The organism is Luteibacter sp. PvP120, from assembly GCF_054055715.1.
In genome coordinates, this window is sequence record NZ_JBSRXP010000013.1 from 13144 (window position 1) to 28061 (window position 14918).

General features: G+C 65.7%; 14 protein-coding genes. 6 read left to right on the top strand and 8 right to left on the bottom strand.

Annotation, left to right across the window (positions count from 1 at the left end; genetic code table 11):
- Positions 1-187: 187 nt before the first annotated feature.
- Positions 188-460 carry a hypothetical protein gene (locus tag ACVKN3_RS18480; protein WP_354517482.1) on the top strand — a complete coding sequence of 91 codons (273 nt, stop codon included), beginning with the start codon at positions 188-190 and terminating at the stop codon, positions 458-460.
- Between the two features lie 112 nt (positions 461-572).
- Here the strand turns inward: ACVKN3_RS18480 and ACVKN3_RS18485 are convergent, their stop codons facing one another.
- The 4 genes from ACVKN3_RS18485 to ACVKN3_RS18500 all read right to left on the bottom strand — a co-directional run bounded on the left by ACVKN3_RS18485 (position 573) and on the right by ACVKN3_RS18500 (position 6788).
- Positions 573-1574 (bottom strand): hypothetical protein, encoded by a 1002-nt coding sequence (locus tag ACVKN3_RS18485; protein ID WP_354517484.1) that lies wholly within the window; start codon positions 1572-1574, stop codon positions 573-575.
- A gap of 75 nt (positions 1575-1649) precedes the next feature.
- On the bottom strand, positions 1650-2045 hold the full coding sequence (locus tag ACVKN3_RS18490) for a VOC family protein (RefSeq protein WP_354517486.1): 396 nt from the start codon (positions 2043-2045) through the stop codon (positions 1650-1652).
- Positions 2046-2383: 338 nt separating this feature from the next.
- A complete protein-coding gene (locus ACVKN3_RS18495; protein ID WP_354512520.1) occupies positions 2384-4546 on the bottom strand; it encodes a S46 family peptidase in 2163 nt (720 codons plus the stop codon).
- Positions 4547-4616: 70 nt separating this feature from the next.
- Positions 4617-6788 carry a S46 family peptidase gene (locus ACVKN3_RS18500; RefSeq protein WP_354513375.1) on the bottom strand — a complete coding sequence of 724 codons (2172 nt, stop codon included), beginning with the start codon at positions 6786-6788 and terminating at the stop codon, positions 4617-4619.
- 174 nt (positions 6789-6962) lie between these two features.
- Here ACVKN3_RS18500 and tdh point away from each other — a divergent pair, with 174 nt between their 5' ends.
- Positions 6963-7985, top strand: a complete 1023-nt coding sequence (tdh, locus tag ACVKN3_RS18505; RefSeq protein ID WP_036144754.1) for an L-threonine 3-dehydrogenase — start codon at positions 6963-6965, stop codon at positions 7983-7985.
- Positions 7982-9178, top strand: a complete 1197-nt coding sequence (kbl, locus tag ACVKN3_RS18510; RefSeq protein WP_036144755.1) for a glycine C-acetyltransferase — start codon at positions 7982-7984, stop codon at positions 9176-9178. Before tdh ends, kbl begins: the two co-directional genes overlap by 4 nt.
- A gap of 7 nt (positions 9179-9185) precedes the next feature.
- Here the strand turns inward: kbl and ACVKN3_RS18515 are convergent, their stop codons facing one another.
- Positions 9186-9953, bottom strand: a complete 768-nt coding sequence (locus ACVKN3_RS18515) for a pseudouridine synthase (RefSeq protein WP_036142841.1) — start codon at positions 9951-9953, stop codon at positions 9186-9188.
- A gap of 148 nt (positions 9954-10101) precedes the next feature.
- Here ACVKN3_RS18515 and ACVKN3_RS18520 point away from each other — a divergent pair, with 148 nt between their 5' ends.
- Positions 10102-10629 (top strand): hypothetical protein, encoded by a 528-nt coding sequence (locus ACVKN3_RS18520; protein ID WP_036142843.1) that lies wholly within the window; start codon positions 10102-10104, stop codon positions 10627-10629.
- A gap of 64 nt (positions 10630-10693) precedes the next feature.
- On the opposite strand, the gene ACVKN3_RS18525 is transcribed toward ACVKN3_RS18520, so the two are convergent.
- The 3 genes from ACVKN3_RS18525 to ACVKN3_RS18535 all read right to left on the bottom strand — a co-directional run bounded on the left by ACVKN3_RS18525 (position 10694) and on the right by ACVKN3_RS18535 (position 13824).
- Positions 10694-11359: a C40 family peptidase gene (locus ACVKN3_RS18525; RefSeq protein WP_285406363.1), complete on the bottom strand. Its 666-nt coding sequence runs from the start codon at positions 11357-11359 to the stop codon at positions 10694-10696.
- A gap of 321 nt (positions 11360-11680) precedes the next feature.
- Positions 11681-12385, bottom strand: a complete 705-nt coding sequence (locus tag ACVKN3_RS18530; RefSeq protein ID WP_354512523.1) for a YggS family pyridoxal phosphate-dependent enzyme — start codon at positions 12383-12385, stop codon at positions 11681-11683.
- Positions 12382-13824 (bottom strand): M20 family metallopeptidase, encoded by a 1443-nt coding sequence (locus ACVKN3_RS18535; protein WP_354512525.1) that lies wholly within the window; start codon positions 13822-13824, stop codon positions 12382-12384. The genes ACVKN3_RS18530 and ACVKN3_RS18535 overlap by 4 nt, the downstream gene beginning before the upstream one ends.
- Before the next feature lie 193 nt (positions 13825-14017).
- Between ACVKN3_RS18535 and ACVKN3_RS18540 the strand changes: the two genes are divergently transcribed.
- Both ACVKN3_RS18540 and ACVKN3_RS18545 read left to right on the top strand, forming a co-directional pair.
- Positions 14018-14344 (top strand): ComEA family DNA-binding protein, encoded by a 327-nt coding sequence (locus ACVKN3_RS18540; protein ID WP_345782917.1) that lies wholly within the window; start codon positions 14018-14020, stop codon positions 14342-14344.
- Positions 14345-14439: 95 nt separating this feature from the next.
- The gene (locus ACVKN3_RS18545; RefSeq protein ID WP_354512527.1) at positions 14440-14901 is read left to right on the top strand and encodes an SET domain-containing protein; all 462 of its coding nucleotides are present in this window, start codon (positions 14440-14442) and stop codon (positions 14899-14901) included.
- The last annotated feature ends 17 nt before the right edge of the window (positions 14902-14918 follow it).

The window sequence follows — 14918 nt, forward strand, 5'->3', positions numbered from 1 at the left end:
AGATGCGGGAACAACCTGCATGACCTAAGGAGTGGTGTCGGGTAACCTCATCGCTCACGCTGTGATCAAAAAGCACCCAGCGCAATCTAAGTCGTTGAGCGGCCAACGCATATGCGACTTATCCACACGGTTATGCAACCTGTATCCACACCGGCTGTGGATAACCACCCGGACCACGGAAGACACCATGCACGCAGCGGACGCATCCACACCAGGCCACGAACAAACCACCCACGTCGAGTTCGAAAAACTCTGCTTCGAAGCCATGCGTACCCAGTTCGAAGCCATGCGCACGCAGGCGGAAGTCGCGAAGGTATGGGCGGAGCACTCGCGCACGCAGGCAGAGACCATCAAGGCACAGTCCGAGGTGAAGTGGTATCCCTACGTAGCCATCGCCTCGCTCGCCGCCGCGTGCATGGGTGCCGGTGCCGCCCTGTACAAGCTCCTGACCATGTTCTGACGCACTGGTCAGCGAATGACTAGCGTGACGCAAGTAGGCGCCACGCGGTGCAAATTCATACTTGTCCACAGGCTTATGCAGCACGTATCCACATTGGGTGTAGATAACCGCTTCAGCGACAGCCCTGCACGCAGCGGAAATATGCCGACTCGTGCGCGTAGTCGAGGGTCATGGCGAAGTGCTGGAAAATGTTGCCGCCCGCCGCACCTTCGGTCGGCTTGTCCATGAACTGCGCCATGAACACGTGGAAGGCGCGGTCGGGTTGTTCAGTGAACCAGACCGGTCCGACCTTCCAGCCCGCGATCTCCACCTCCGGCACCTCGATGATGCGCCCGAGGGGCTTGGCGGCAACCTTGTCGTCCGCATGTTCGACAACGCGCCACTCGGGATGCGCGACGTGCCAGCGCTCAAAAACCGTGGTGGTAATGTAACTGGTCACACCTTCGCCGCGCACGGTGGGCGTGCCACTTGTCTTCACGGCCGCCGCCGTGGGATAGGACGACGCGCCCGTGTCCAGCAACATATCCAAGGACTGGCCGTCAACACGGATGCTCACGCGCGGGAAACCGGACGCCCGGTGCCTGTCCTTGTCGTGGGGAAACCCGAGTGGCACTTTGTGCGCCGTGGCCTCGGGCCGCCATGCCTTGCCTTCGAGCATCAGGCGCTGCGCGGGATAATCGAACGTCCAGATACTCTGGGACAGATAGCCGGCACCCAACTGGCCATCATCGGTGTCGGGAGCCCCCGTAACCACCATCAGCGACGCGCCGCACGGGCCACGGTCCATAAGCGGCAGCCCACGCCCGGCTTTGAAGCGCGGCAACGGCGCCACAAGCGCTTTTTCGTCGCCCAACGCACACTCCCGGATGGTCAGGTGCAGACGTTGAGCCGCAGCCTTACTGATCCAGTACATGCCACCGCCACCACCACCGCCAGTGTCCACCAACAGCCGCAGGCGCTGGCCATCGGCCGTCTCGGGTACGGCAAAGAAGTGCCCCGCCTCGTAGACGGTCGGGATCACCTGTGCCTTGTCGCGATCCGGCGACTCGGCGTGTACGCCGCCTACGAACGACGCGACGGCAAGGAACGACGCAATGCGGAAGTCTCGTGCCACGGCGGCTCGCTCACGAAAAAGGGACGACGCGGCATAGTGGCCCGCGCCGCACCCCACTTCAAGCCACCGCGCGGACTAGGCCGCGGGACGGAAAATCGCGCAAAGCTTGTTGCCGTCCGGATCGCGAACGTAGGCGAGATAGACCTCGCCCGAACCGGTCTGGCGCGGACCCGGCGGCTCTTCGATCGATACCCCACCGGCCGCAACCGCCGCGTCGTGGAATTGCGCAACCTGCTCGGGCGAGTCGCAGCGGAACCCGACCGTCGTGCCGTTGCCGGCCTGGGGCGGCAGATCGTTGATCGGCTGCGTCACACAGAAGGAGCTGCCGTCATGCCGGTAGAACAACCGGACATGACCGCTGCCCGACACGTTCCTTACGGGCTCACCGGCACCCACCACGCCGAGTACCGCGTCGTAAAACCGCTTGGAACGCTCGATATCGCTGGAACCCACCATCACGTGACTGAGCATGCAAACTCCGTTGGGGCTTCAAAGGTCGTCCAGATTGTAATGGCTCACCTCGCCAGCGAAACCGGAAATGTCGCGAGCGTCGCTTTCCTCCCGGGCACCTCAGTCGCCAGCGAGGTGTCGGGTGATCACCCTCTGAGCGAGTTCGGCCGCTTGCGGCCGCTGCCCGAGCGCAGAGGGTGATCACCCGACGCCTCCTCCGCGCATCGCACAAGCAGCAGACGTACGCCTCCTGCACTACGCGAAGAACAAGAAAAAGGCCCGCCAGTAACGGCGAGCCCTTTCCACTCATGCGCGAAGAACCTATCAGGGCAAGCCTCTCAATCCCTGCCCCACACCACTTACTTCGCCGGCACGCCCATTTCCTTCAACAGGTTGTCCGCATGATCGAGGTGGTGCATCACCCACAACATATACCGCACATCCACCTGGATCGACCGGTTGAGCTTCGGGTTGAACAGCCAGTCGCCGCTCACCGACTCCCAGTTGCCGTCGAAGGCCAGGCCCACGAGACGCCCCTCGGCGTCCAGTGCCGGCGAGCCGGAGTTGCCGCCGGTGATGTCGAGGTCGGCCAGGAAGTCCACCGGTAGCGTGCCCAGCTTCTTCGAGGCGTAGCCGTCGAAGGCCTTCGCCCTGATCGCATCGATCTCGGCCTTGGGTGCGTCGAACGGATCTTCACCGGTGTTCTTCTCGACGATGCCTTCAGCCGTGGTGAACGCCGAGTAGCTCACGCCATCGCGCGGCGCCACGCCCTTCACGTTGCCGAAGGTCACCCGCAGCGAGCTGTTCGCATCCGGGTAGACGGGCAAGCCCTGCGACTCCTTCCACGCGATGATCGCCTGCATGTAGCGCGGGCGCAGCTTGGCCAGTTCGCCCTCGCGGGCATCGTCCTGCTGGTCGATCGCCTTCAGTTCCGGCAGCAGTGCACGGGCCAGCTTGAGCATGCTGTCGTTGCTGGCGTCCAGTGTCTTCGCGTCGGCCTTGAACCACTTCATGCGCTCGGCGGTGTCGCCCAGCTGGCTGCCCTTGTACAGGGCGGCCACCTTCGCCTGGATCGCGGGACGCGTGGACGCGCCACCCAGCCAGGTGTCCAACCCGGTCAGGCGTTGGTCCTTCGGCAACGACACGTAGCGCACCAGGGCGTTGGTCAGCAGTTCCTGGTCGGTCTGCGCGTCGTAGCGACGCTCCATCTGCTTAAGGGCGCCCTCGATGCGCGATTCGTCGCGCTCCTGGTAGCCCGACTCGCGGTCCATGTCCGGCTTGGCGCGCTCGTCGGCCAGCTTCGCCAGGCGCACGCCCGCGGAGAACAGCTGCGTTCGCTGGATGAGCATCAGGTCCAGGTCGCGCTCGCGGGTGGCCTGGTACTCGGTCAGCTTCGCCTTCAGCTGGGCGATGTCGGCGGCCAGCGCCTGGTTCTCGGCGCCGCCCTGTTTGGCCAGCCAGGCGTTGAGGTCGGCTTCCTGCTTCTGCTTGACCGCGACGGCGTCCGCGCGACGCAAGCCCTCGAGCTGGCCGCCGAAATTCTTCAGGTAGTTGTTGAGGCCGGCGACGAGGCTGGCGTACTTCACGGTGACGTTGGGATCGCGCTTGCCGTTGGCGGCGATGGTGTCGAGCTGCTGCTGGTAAAGCTTGATCTGCGTCGGGTAGGTCCAGTCGATGGCGCTGCCGACTTCCTGGGCCAGGCGGTACCGGTTGGTGCGGCCGGGGTAACCCACCACCATCACGTAGTCGCCTTCGTCCACGCCCTGCGCATTGACCTTGATGACATGCTTGGGGTGGTACGGCACATTGTCCTTCGAGTAAGCGGCGGACTTGCCATCCTTGGCGACATACGCGCGCAGGTAGCTGAAGTCGCCGGTGTGACGCGGCCACATCCAGTTGTCGATGTCGCCACCGAACTTGCCGATGGACTCGGGCGGGGCGTACACCAGACGCACGTCCTTGATCTCCAGCTGCTTGATCAGCTGGTAGCTGTAGCCGCCGTGGAACGTGTAGACATCGCAGCGATAACCGTCGGTCTCGCAGGCCTTGACCAACGACTTCTTCGCCCGGTCGATCGCGTCGTAACGCTGCTGGCCGGTCATCGACGGGGTGAGCTTGCCGGTGACGTCGGCCGTGACGTCACGGATTTCCTCGGTGACGAAGACCCGCATGTCCGGCGAGCCCGGCAGTTCCTCGGCCGGCGTCTTCGCCAGGAAACCCTGCTCGATGAGGTTCTTGTCCTTGGTGGAGTTGTACTGCAGCGCGCCGTAGCCGCAATGGTGGTTGGTGACCACCAGGCCGTCCGGCGACACGAACGACGCCGTGCACCCGCCCAGGCTGACGATCGCGCCCATCGGGTAGGCCGTGAGGTCGGTGAGCGAGGCCGGATCGAGCTTGAGGCCGTGCTGCTTCAGCGTGGCGGCGATCTTCGGCAGCTGGGCCGGTTGCCACATGCCTTCCACGGCGTGGGCAACGGGAACGAACGCGGCCGCGAGGGCGGCGGCAAGGGCAAGTCGGCGCATGGGGTGATACTCCCTGAGTGTTATAAGGTAACAATGCGGCACGGGCCCGCGAGGGGCTATGTGCCGGAGGTCATGGGTGCGTCGGCGCATGGGCCGCGGGAACCCCCAGTTCCTCCAGCAACGCCGGCGACGGATACACCTTGTCCATCAGCCAGCGCATGTAGCGCATGTCCACGTGGATGGCGCGCTTGTAGCGCGGGTCGTACATCCAGCTGGCGCTGACGGCCTCCCAGTTGCTGTCGAAGTTCAGCCCGACCAGTTCGCCCTTCGCGTTCACCACGGGCGAGCCCGAATTGCCACCGGTGGTGTCGAGGTTGCTGAGGAAGTCGACCGGCATCGCACCGGTCCGTGGATCGGTGTAGCCCGCGAAGTCGGCCTTGCGGATCGCGTCGATGAGTGGCTTCGGCGCGTCGAACGGGAACCGTCCGGTGTTCTTCTCGACGATGCCCTGCACGGTGGTCACCGGCGCGTAGCTCACGGCGTCGCGCGCCGCCAGCGGCGTCACCTTGCCGTAGCTGACCCGCAGGGTCGAGTTGGCGTCCGGGTAGACCGCCTTGCCCTGGCTCTGGCGATAGGCCACCAGCGCCTGCATGTACGCGGGTCGCAGGCGCATGAGGTCACCCTCCCGGGCCTTCTTTTCTTCCTCGATGCGCAGCCATGCCGGGCGCAGCGAACGGGCGGCCACCAGCAACGCATCGTTGTCCGCTGCCACCGTGTCCGGCGCGGCGTCGAACAGGCGTTCGCGCTGGGCCTCGTCGCCCAGGCGGGTGGCCGCGTACAGGCGGTCCAGCGTGCGGGTCAGTTCGGCGGGCGTGCGACCGAACACGGTGTCCAGCTCGTGCAGGCGCTGCGCGTCGGGCAGCTGCTGATAGTGTGTCATCAACGTGCCGACCAGCGCCTTTTCCACAGCGGGATCGTAGCGGCGCTGGATCTGCCGCAGCTGGCTGTGGATCATCTCCTCGTCGCGCGTCTGGTAGCCGGATTCACGCGCCGCGTCGTCCTTGCGCCGCTCCACAGACAGCCGATCGATCGACAGCGCACCACGCATCAACTGCGTCTGCGCGGACAACAGGCCGACCAGCAGGTCGCGCTCGCGCACGTCCTTGCCCTGCGCTATCAACGCCATGACCTGATCGATCGAGGGCCGCAGCGCCTTCGCGTCCGGCTGGGTGGCCAGCCACGCCAGCATGGCCGCTTCGTCCTCGCCACGCACGGCCACCGCGTTGCTCCGCTCGAGGCCTTCGCGCTCGCCGCTGAAACGCTTGATGCTGTTCTTCAACGACTGCAATTGCGACGCATAGCGGATGCCCGCGTCCTTGTCGGTCTTGCCCTGCGCTTCGATCACGTCCTGCAAGGCCTTGAGCACGGCCACCGCGGTGGGCAATCGCCACTGCACCTGATCGGCGAACTCGGCCGCGGTGCGATGGCGATAGGTGGTGCCTGGGTAGCCGGCCAGCATGACGAAGTCGCCTTCGGCCACGCCCTCCGCGGCGATCTGCAAATGCGAAGGCGGATGGTAGGGCACGTTGTCCGGCGAAAAATCGGCCGGCTTGCCGTCCTTGCCCACGTAGGCGCGCAGTACCGTGAAGTCGCCCGCATGGCGCGGCCAGACGAAATTGTCGATCTCGTCGCCGTAGTTGCCGATGGCGCGCGGCGGGGCGTACACCAGCCGGATGTCGCGCAGTTCCAGCTGGCGCACGAGGTAGAAGTCGCGGCCGTAGAACATCGTCGAGACGCTGCAGCGGATGCCGGCCTCCGCTTCGCACTCGGCGACGAGCGCCTTGCTGGCGGCATCCACGGCGTCGTAGTACGCCCTGCCCGTGGTACCGCGCGCGGCGGCCAGGATGCGGTCGGTGACCTTGTCGAAGCCGACGGTCACACGAAGACGGTAATCGGGGTTCGCCGGCAGTTCGCCGGCGCGGTCGGGCGTCACGAAGCCGTCGGTGATCAGGTCGCGGTCTGCCCGCGTGTTGTACTGGATCACCCCGAAGGCCACGTGGTGGTTGGTCAGCACCAGGCCGTCGGACGAGACGAACGCCCCGGTGCCGCCACCGATCCGGACCACCGCGTTCAACGGCGCGCGGGTGAGATCGGCGAGATCGTCCGGGTTGCCGCGGAAGCCGGCCTCCTTGAGGTTCTTCGCAAGCGAGGGGAGTTGCGACGGCAGCCACATGCCTTCGTCGGCCTTCGCATCCAGCCCCAGCGCCATGGCCGCGCCCAGCATCATCGTTCGGATTCCCATCATCGGTGCCCCTGTCGGTCTTGCCCAAAGCGGACCCGACCATAGAGGCCCCGGGGCGGTCGTGGCAATGGCGCGGCGCACCACGGCCGGATCGGTGGCGGCCTTATAATCGCGGTTTGGGTCCGCCCCCGGACCTTCCCCGCACGGAACCCTTTGAAGCCCATGCAGCAGACGATGAAGGCGCTGGTCAAGCGCAAGCCCGAACAAGGCATCTGGATGGAAGAAGTGCCGGTGCCGCAGCCCGGCCCGAACGAAGTCCTGATCAAGATCGAGAAAACCGCCATCTGCGGTACCGACCTGCACATCTACAAATGGGACGAATGGTCCCAGCGCACGATCACCCCGGGCCTCACCATCGGCCACGAGTTCGTCGGCCGCGTGGCCGAGATCGGCCCCGGCGTCACCGGCTACGCCATCGGCGACCGCGTCTCCGCCGAGGGGCACATCGTCTGCGGCCATTGCCGCAACTGCCGCGCCGGCCGCCAGCACCTGTGCCCGAACACCACCGGCATCGGCGTGAACCGCAACGGCGCCTTCGCCGAATACATGACCATGCCCGCCTCGAACCTCTGGCCGATCCCGGACCAGGTGCCGTCCGAGCTGGCCGCCTTCTTCGACCCGTACGGCAATGCCGCGCACTGCGCGCTGGAATTCGACCTGATCGGCGAAGACGTGCTGATTACCGGCGCCGGCCCCATCGGCATCATCGCCGCGGGTATCGCCAAGCACGTGGGCGCGCGCAACGTGGTGGTCACCGACGTGAACGACTACCGCCTCAAGCTGGCCGCCGACATGGGGGCCACGCGCGTGGTCAACGTGTCGAAGCAGTCGCTGAAGGACACCGTGAAGGACCTGCACATCGAAGGCTTCGACGTGGGCCTGGAGATGAGCGGCAACCCGCGCGCCTTCGGCGACATGCTCGACTGCATGTACCACGGCGGCAAGATCGCCATGCTGGGCATCATGCCGCGTGGCGCCGGCATCGACTGGGACAAGGTCATCTTCAAGGGCCTCACCCTTCAGGGCATCTATGGCCGGAAGATGTACGAGACCTGGTACAAGATGACCCAGATGGTCCTCACCGGCTTCCCGCTGCAGAAGGTGCTCACGCACCAGATCGCCATCGACGATTTCCAGAAGGGCTTCGACCTGATGGACGCGGGTCACTGCGGCAAGGTGGTGTGCTCATGGACATGACCTACCCGGGCCAGACACGTTTCGCCAGCGAACTCGACGCCATCCGCGAACAGGGCCTGTTCAAGCGCGAGCGCATCATCGTTTCGCCGCAGTCGGCGCAGATCACCCTCGAGGACGGCCGTTCCGTCCTCAACTTCTGCGCCAACAACTACCTGGGCCTGGCCGACCACCCCCAGGTGATCCAGGCCGCGAAGGATGCGCTGGACACGCACGGCTTCGGCATGGCCAGCGTGCGCTTCATCTGTGGCACGCAGGACCTGCACAAGGAACTGGAGGCGAAGATCGCCACGTTCTTCGGCAAGGAGGACACCATCCTCTATGCCGCCTGTTTCGACGCCAACGGCGGCCTGTTCGAACCGCTGCTGGGCGAGGAAGACGCGGTCATCTCCGATGCACTCAACCATGCGTCGATCATCGACGGCATCCGGCTGTGCAAGGCCAAGCGGTTCCGCTACGCCAACTGCGACATGGCCGACCTGGAAGCCCAGTTGCAGGCGGCCGACGCCGCCGGCGCGCGAACCAAGCTGATCACCACCGACGGCGCGTTCTCGATGGACGGCTTCGTGGCCCCGCTGGCCGAGATCACCGCGCTGGCGGAGAAGTACGGCGCCCTTGTGCACATCGACGAATGCCATTGCACCGGATTCCTCGGTGACACCGGCCGCGGCTCGGCCGAGGTACACGGCGTGCTCGACAAGATCGACATCATCACCGGCACGCTGGGCAAGGCCCTGGGTGGCGCGCTGGGCGGTTTCACCACCGGCCGCCGCGAGGTGATCGAACTGCTGCGCCAGCGCTCGCGGCCCTACCTCTTCTCCAACTCGCTGCCGCCGCATGTGGTGGCCGCGGGCACGAAGGTCTTCGATATGCTGGACGCCGCGGGCGACCTGCGCGAGAAAGTGAAGGAGAACACGCGTTATTTCCGCGAGAAGATGACCGAGGCGGGTTTCGACATCCGTCCCGGCCAGCACCCCATCGTGCCGGTGATGATCTACGACGCGAAGCAGGCTCAGGCCATGGCGGCCGACCTGCTCGACGAAGGCGTCTACGTCACAGGGTTCTTCTTCCCGGTGGTGCCACAGGGCAAGGCGCGTATCCGTACGCAGATGAGCGCCGCCCATACGCGCGAGCAACTCGATCATGCGATCGCGGCGTTCACCCGGGTGGGCAGGAAGCTGGGGCTGCTTTCCTGAGTGGAATCTAAGGACGTTGCCGCAGCGCGGCGACTTCCGTCGCGGTCAGGTGGCGCCAGGCGCCCTTGGCCAGCTCGCCGAGTGCCAGATCGCCGACCGCGACACGAACCAGGCGCTGCACGTCGAAGCCAAGCGCGCTGAGTAACCGGCGAATGTGACGGTTGCGACCCTCGTCCAACGTCACTTCCAGCCAGGCGTTGCGATCGCCCTGGCGCAGCAGTGACACGCCTGTTGCGCGTAAACGTTCGCCCGCGTCCATGAAACCGTCCAGCATGGCCGTCATGGTTGCCGCGTCCGGGCGGCCCCGCACCTGCACGTGATAGGTTTTTGCCACGTGCGTCGAAGGCTCGGTGATCCCGGCCGCCCACACCGTGTCGTTACTGAGCAGAAGCAGGCCTTCGCTGGCCTTGTCCAGGCGACCTACCGGACCCAGCCACGGCAGGGCGGACCCTTCTAATAGCGCATACACCGTGTCGCGTTCGCGCTCGTCGGCGGCGGAGACGACGATGCCACGCGGCTTGTTCAGCACCAGGTAGACCGGTGCCGCCGCCTCGGCCCCGACGCCGTCCAGGACGATGTGCTCTTGCCCCACCATCGGCCACTCCGGATCGCGCACGATCTTCCCGTCGACCCGCACCCGGCCTTCCCGCACGGCCTTCTCGGCCTGACTACGCGAGCAGACGCCACGTTTGGACAGCACGCGGGCAAGGCCGTACCGCGGCGATGACGATGGCCCGCGGGATCGGGGTGCGGTGTGACCGGGATAGCGTGGCATGACCAAAAGGATAGCGCCGATCGGGCCGGATTTGCCTCGGACGCACCTACAACGCCTGCTCTATGGCCGGATCGGCGACAGGTGCGGACAATGCGAACGGCAGCATGATGTTGCACAGTCCCGTAGCCGGCTGCATGGAATGGCTGCCATGAAGGAGAAGGATATGAGCTTCGTTAAACCGGGCCGCGCACGCGGTGGCAAATCGGTCAATAACACACAGTCCACCCTGGTCGAGGACTTCGACGGTATCGCCGCTGGCACCTGGATCGTCCCCGAGAGTCCTTTCACCGCTGGCTGGTTGACCATCGAGCCGGTGTACGGCCATGCGGTCGTCGCACCGATTACCGAGCAAGGCGGGAACCAACTGTCCGCAGTCCAGGGAGAGGGCGGTGGAGTGCCCTTGTTTCTCGGCCTGGCATTTTCCTCGCGGCCCGCCTCAGCCGTCATCATCGATCTTTTCTCGCCTGCCGCGGGTGTTGCAATTGTCCAGCTCTACGATCGTTATACCGATAATCCGGATGAGTCGACGTTCTTGGACAAAACGATCTCACTGACCAAGGGACGAAACCTTATCCAGGAGTCGCACCCGCAGGGCCTTCGCATCGAGGCCGTGGGGTTGTTTTCCGAGGACCTACACCTCCTCGTCCTCGACAACCTGACCCTGATCGGCGTCTAGGCTCCGGCAAAAAAAACGGCATGCCGGAGCATGCCGTTTCGGAAAATACGTTGAAGGGTACCCGTCAGATCTTGGCGATACCTTCGGGGCGCTTGGCGCCGGCGAAGTGCTTGGACCAATAGGCCTCGTTGAGGCTGTCCACGCGAACCGTCTTGCCCGCCGACGGGGAGTGGATGAACTGGCCGTTGGCGATGTACATGCCGACGTGCGAGATGGCCTTGCCGCGGGTGCGGAAGAACACCAGGTCGCCCGTCTTCATTTCGTTGCGCTTGACCTTGAGACCGGCGAGGAACTGGCTGGCCGAGTTGGTCGGGAGGTCGAGGCCGATGCTGTGGGCGAAGACGTAGCGGACGAAACCGCTGCAATCGAAGCCGGTGGACGGAGCGCGGCCACCCCGGTGGTAGCGGATATCGCGCAGTTTCATCGCGAAAGAAAGCAGGGCCTCGCGGGCATGGCCATCGACGTGGCCGGCGAGCTTGGCGGAGGCGGCGGCAACGACGCTGTCGTCGTCTTCGTCGTCGGCCAGGGAATCTTCGTCGGAGGACGTGGTATCAGCGACCGCGGCGGTGGATTTCGGGGCGGTGAGCGACGCCTTGGGGGCGGTGAGCGAAGCGATGTCCGGAATGGCCGACTGGGCCAGGGCGTTCGCCGGTGCGAACACGGGAAGATCGGTGAGGAGCAGCGTTGCGGACTGGTCAAGACCCTGTGGAGCGGCGACGGTGTCGGCCATGACGGGTGTGACGGAAGCGATGCAGCAGGAGGCTAACGCGAGAGCGGTCAGTCGCTTTAAATGCATGAGCGATAAGGCCTATTCATCGTGAAGTTAAGCCGCCGTGAAGGTGAGACGACCGTGAACGAGTGGTGAAGTTACCAAACGACGACGGCCTTGTTGTTGGCATAAAGTTAAAAGCGGTCAGTCCTAGGAAACATTCATACAAGTCGCACAAAAATGCGGGCTGCGAGACGGAAACCTGAACACATAGAAGCACTTGGCTTCACATATGTGAGCATGAAATCACGTAATCGGCCGTCTGACGGGTGCTGGACGCCGTCAGGGCGTGTAGGTGCGAGCCCCGAACAAGGCGCTGCCAACACGTATTTCCGTACTGCCTTCCGCGATCGCCAGGGCGAAATCGCCACTCATGCCCATGGAAAGCCGGTCCAGCGTGTGGCCCGCCTGGCGGCCCGTCTCGCGGCACCCGTGCAACGTACGGAAACACTGCCTGACCACGGCCTCGTCGTCGGACGCTTCCGCCAGGGTCATCAGGCCACGGACGCGCAACGTGTCGAAGGCGCGCAACTGTTCCAGGAAGGCGGGCAACGCTTCCGGGGCCAGCCCGAACTTGCTCTCTTCCCGGGAGGTCTTCACCTGCACGAGGACATCGATAGCCCTGCTCTCCGCCTGCAACGCCTTATCGAGGGCCACGGCCAGGTCGAGGCGGTCCAGCGACTGCACCTCGGTCACCAGGCGCGCCACCGGCTTGGCCTTGTTGGTCTGCAGGTGACCGATGACCACCCAGTCGAGCGCTTCGGCAGCCAGCTCGGCCGCCTTGGCCTGGATCTCCTGGACCTTGTTTTCGCCGAACCGGCGCAGGCCAAGGGCGACAGCCTCGCGCACCACGTCGGCACCGAACGTCTTGCTGACCGGCAGCAGGGTCACCTCTGCCGGATCGCGCCCCGCCGCCGTGCACGCGGCGGCCATGGCACCGCGCACGCCCGCGAGGCGATCGGCGAAGCTGCCCGTCCCGTCGGTCATGCCCTCGAGGCTTCCTGGAAGTGGCGCGCGACCACATCGGCCACCACCATGCTCACCCGTTTGCCCGTGGGGATATGCAGGAATTCGTTCGGGCCGTGGGCGTTGGAATGCGGCCCCAGCACACCGGTGATGAGGAACTGCGCCTGCGGAAACTTGTCCCCGAGCATGCCCATGAACGGGATGCTGCCGCCTTCGCCCATATACGCGGCGGGCGCGCCGAAGTAATGCTGCGACGCCTGCGCCACGGCATCCTCCAGCCAGGGCGAGAGGGCGGGCGCGTTCCAGCCGCTGCCATCCTTCTCGAGGTCGAAGCTGACCCGGGCGCCGTAGGGTGGATCCTTCTCCAGCAGGTGCTTGAGGAACGCGCCGGCCTCCGCCCCCGAAAGGGTCGGCGGCACACGGAGGCTCAGCTTCACCGACGTCTTCGGGCGCAGCACGTTACCAGCGCTGTCCAGCGGAGGCATGCCACCCACGCCGGTCACCGCCAGCTGCGGCCGCCAGGTGCGATTGAGCACGAGCTCGCTCAGGTCGGTGGCCGCCGGTTGCATGCCTTCGACGAAGGGAAACTTGTCGTAGATGGCAGTGCCAAGGACCTCGGCGGAACGGCGGGCCTGCTCGACACGCTGGGCCGGGATCTCGACATACAGCTCGCGCGGCACGATCTCGCCGGTCTGCGGGTTTTCCAGGCGGCTGAGCAGGTCGCGCAGGATGCGGAAGCTCGACGGCACCACGCCGGATGCGTCGCCGGAATGGACGCCTTCCTCGAGGACCTGCACGGTCAGGTTGCCGCCGGTCATGCCGCGCAGCGACGTGGTCAGCCACAGCTGGTCGTAGTTGCCGCAGCCGGAGTCGAGGCAGACCACCAGGGCCGGGTTGCCGATGCGGCCGGCCAGGTGATCGACGTAATGCGGCAGGTCGTAGCTGCCCGATTCCTCGCAGGCCTCGATCAGGATGACGCAGCGGGCATGCGGCACGCCCTGTTCGCGCAGCGCCAGCAGGGCGGCGAGCGAGCCGAAAATGGCGTAGCCGTCGTCCGCGCCGCCACGGCCGTAGAGCTTGTCGCCCTTGATCACGGGCACCCACGGACCGAGGTCCTCGGCCCAGCCCGTCATCTCCGGCTGTTTGTCGAGGTGGCCATAGAGCACGACGGTTTCGTCGGTGCCCTTGCCGGTCACGCCCTGCGCGGGCACGTCGATGTAGATCAGCGGCGTGCGGCCTTCCAGGCGCACCACCTCGAGCGTAGCGCCCTCGAAGGCCGGCAGCTTCGCACGCGCCCAGCGCTCCATCAGGTCTACTGCCTGGTCCATGTAACCGTGTTCCCGCCACTGCGCGTCGAACATCGGCGACTTGTTGGGAATGCGGATGTACTCGACCAGCTGCGGGACGATTTCCGCATCCCAGAGGGCACTGACGAAGGAGGTGATGCGTGAGGTATCCATGGCGGGCGGCTTCAGGTGGACAAGCGGCGATTGTAACAGCGCCGACGGAACGGCCCTTCGCGCTGTCGGTGCGGGCGGCGGGCAGGCGCGGCGTACGCGCACGCCGCGCTGCCCAGGACGCCGGTTCGCGCGCGGGCGGGCTCGCCGCACAGTGCCCGGGCGTCATGCGACGCGCCATCGAAGGAAACACACCGTGAATCGTCTCATCCTCGCCCTCGCGGGCCTCATGATCTCTTCGTCCGCCTTCGCCTCCACGCCGGTGAACGTGAATACGGCCGACGCGCCCGCCCTCGCCCAGTCGCTGGATGGCGTGGGGCTGGCCAAGGCGCAGGCCATCGTGGCCTGGCGGGACGCCCATGGCCCCTTCGAATCCGCCGACCAGCTCACCGAGGTCAAGGGGATCGGCCAGGCGCTGGTCGACCGCAACCGCGAGGCCATCCAGGTCGACGGCGGCAAACCGGGCAAGAAGCCCCGGCCGGCACGGGCCGCACGCGCCAAGGGCGTCGACGCCGACGACTGAGCCCGACCTTACGCCGCCGGCGGAACGCGCTACACTCGCGCCCCATGCCGGCGGCGCTTCAGCCCTGCCGACGGGACCTGGGGCCAGATGATCCGATGATCGTGCCGCGTTACCGCATTGCCGCCTCAGCCATTCCCGGCGCCGGCAAGGGTCTTTTTCTCGACGAAGCCGTTGCCGCCGGTCGCATCGTCACCGCGCCCGACGCCATCGATCGCACCCACCGCTGGGACGAGATCATGGCGTCCGCCACCCTGTCCGCCGACCTCCATGCCGCCGCGCGCTGGTTCGAGGACCGCTACACCGTCTCCCCCGAGTGGCCCGACGAGTGCTACGTCAACCACAGCTTCGAACCCACAGGCCTGTGGCACCTGGGGTTCATCTTCGCCGCGATGGATCTGGTCCAAGGCGATGAAATCACGGTGGATTACCGCCACCTGCTCGCACCGGGCCAGGAAGAAAGCTTTAACGACGCGGCAAGTGGTGAGAAAATAACCGGCTTGTCCTGGCACGAAAGCCTCACACGCTCGACGCGTGCCCTGGCCGCCCTGCTCGGCTGACTCCCTTGGTCACCTCC

Bases quoted from the DNA above. Each gene is read 5' to 3' on its own strand.
- ACVKN3_RS18480 (WP_354517482.1), top strand. From the start codon at position 188: ATGCACGCAGCGGACGCATCCACACCAGGCCACGAACAAACCACCCAC.
- ACVKN3_RS18490 (WP_354517486.1), bottom strand. From the start codon at position 2,045: ATGCTCAGTCACGTGATGGTGGGTTCCAGCGATATCGAGCGTTCCAAG.
- ACVKN3_RS18495 (WP_354512520.1), bottom strand. From the start codon at position 4,546: ATGCGCCGACTTGCCCTTGCCGCCGCCCTCGCGGCCGCGTTCGTTCCC.
- ACVKN3_RS18500 (WP_354513375.1), bottom strand. From the start codon at position 6,788: ATGGGAATCCGAACGATGATGCTGGGCGCGGCCATGGCGCTGGGGCTG.
- tdh (WP_036144754.1), top strand. From the start codon at position 6,963: ATGAAGGCGCTGGTCAAGCGCAAGCCCGAACAAGGCATCTGGATGGAA.
- kbl (WP_036144755.1), top strand. From the start codon at position 7,982: ATGACCTACCCGGGCCAGACACGTTTCGCCAGCGAACTCGACGCCATC.
- ACVKN3_RS18515 (WP_036142841.1), bottom strand. From the start codon at position 9,953: ATGCCACGCTATCCCGGTCACACCGCACCCCGATCCCGCGGGCCATCG.
- ACVKN3_RS18520 (WP_036142843.1), top strand. From the start codon at position 10,102: ATGAAGGAGAAGGATATGAGCTTCGTTAAACCGGGCCGCGCACGCGGT.
- ACVKN3_RS18525 (WP_285406363.1), bottom strand. From the start codon at position 11,359: ATGGCCGACACCGTCGCCGCTCCACAGGGTCTTGACCAGTCCGCAACG.
- ACVKN3_RS18530 (WP_354512523.1), bottom strand. From the start codon at position 12,385: ATGACCGACGGGACGGGCAGCTTCGCCGATCGCCTCGCGGGCGTGCGC.
- ACVKN3_RS18535 (WP_354512525.1), bottom strand. From the start codon at position 13,824: ATGGATACCTCACGCATCACCTCCTTCGTCAGTGCCCTCTGGGATGCG.
- ACVKN3_RS18545 (WP_354512527.1), top strand. From the start codon at position 14,440: ATGATCGTGCCGCGTTACCGCATTGCCGCCTCAGCCATTCCCGGCGCC.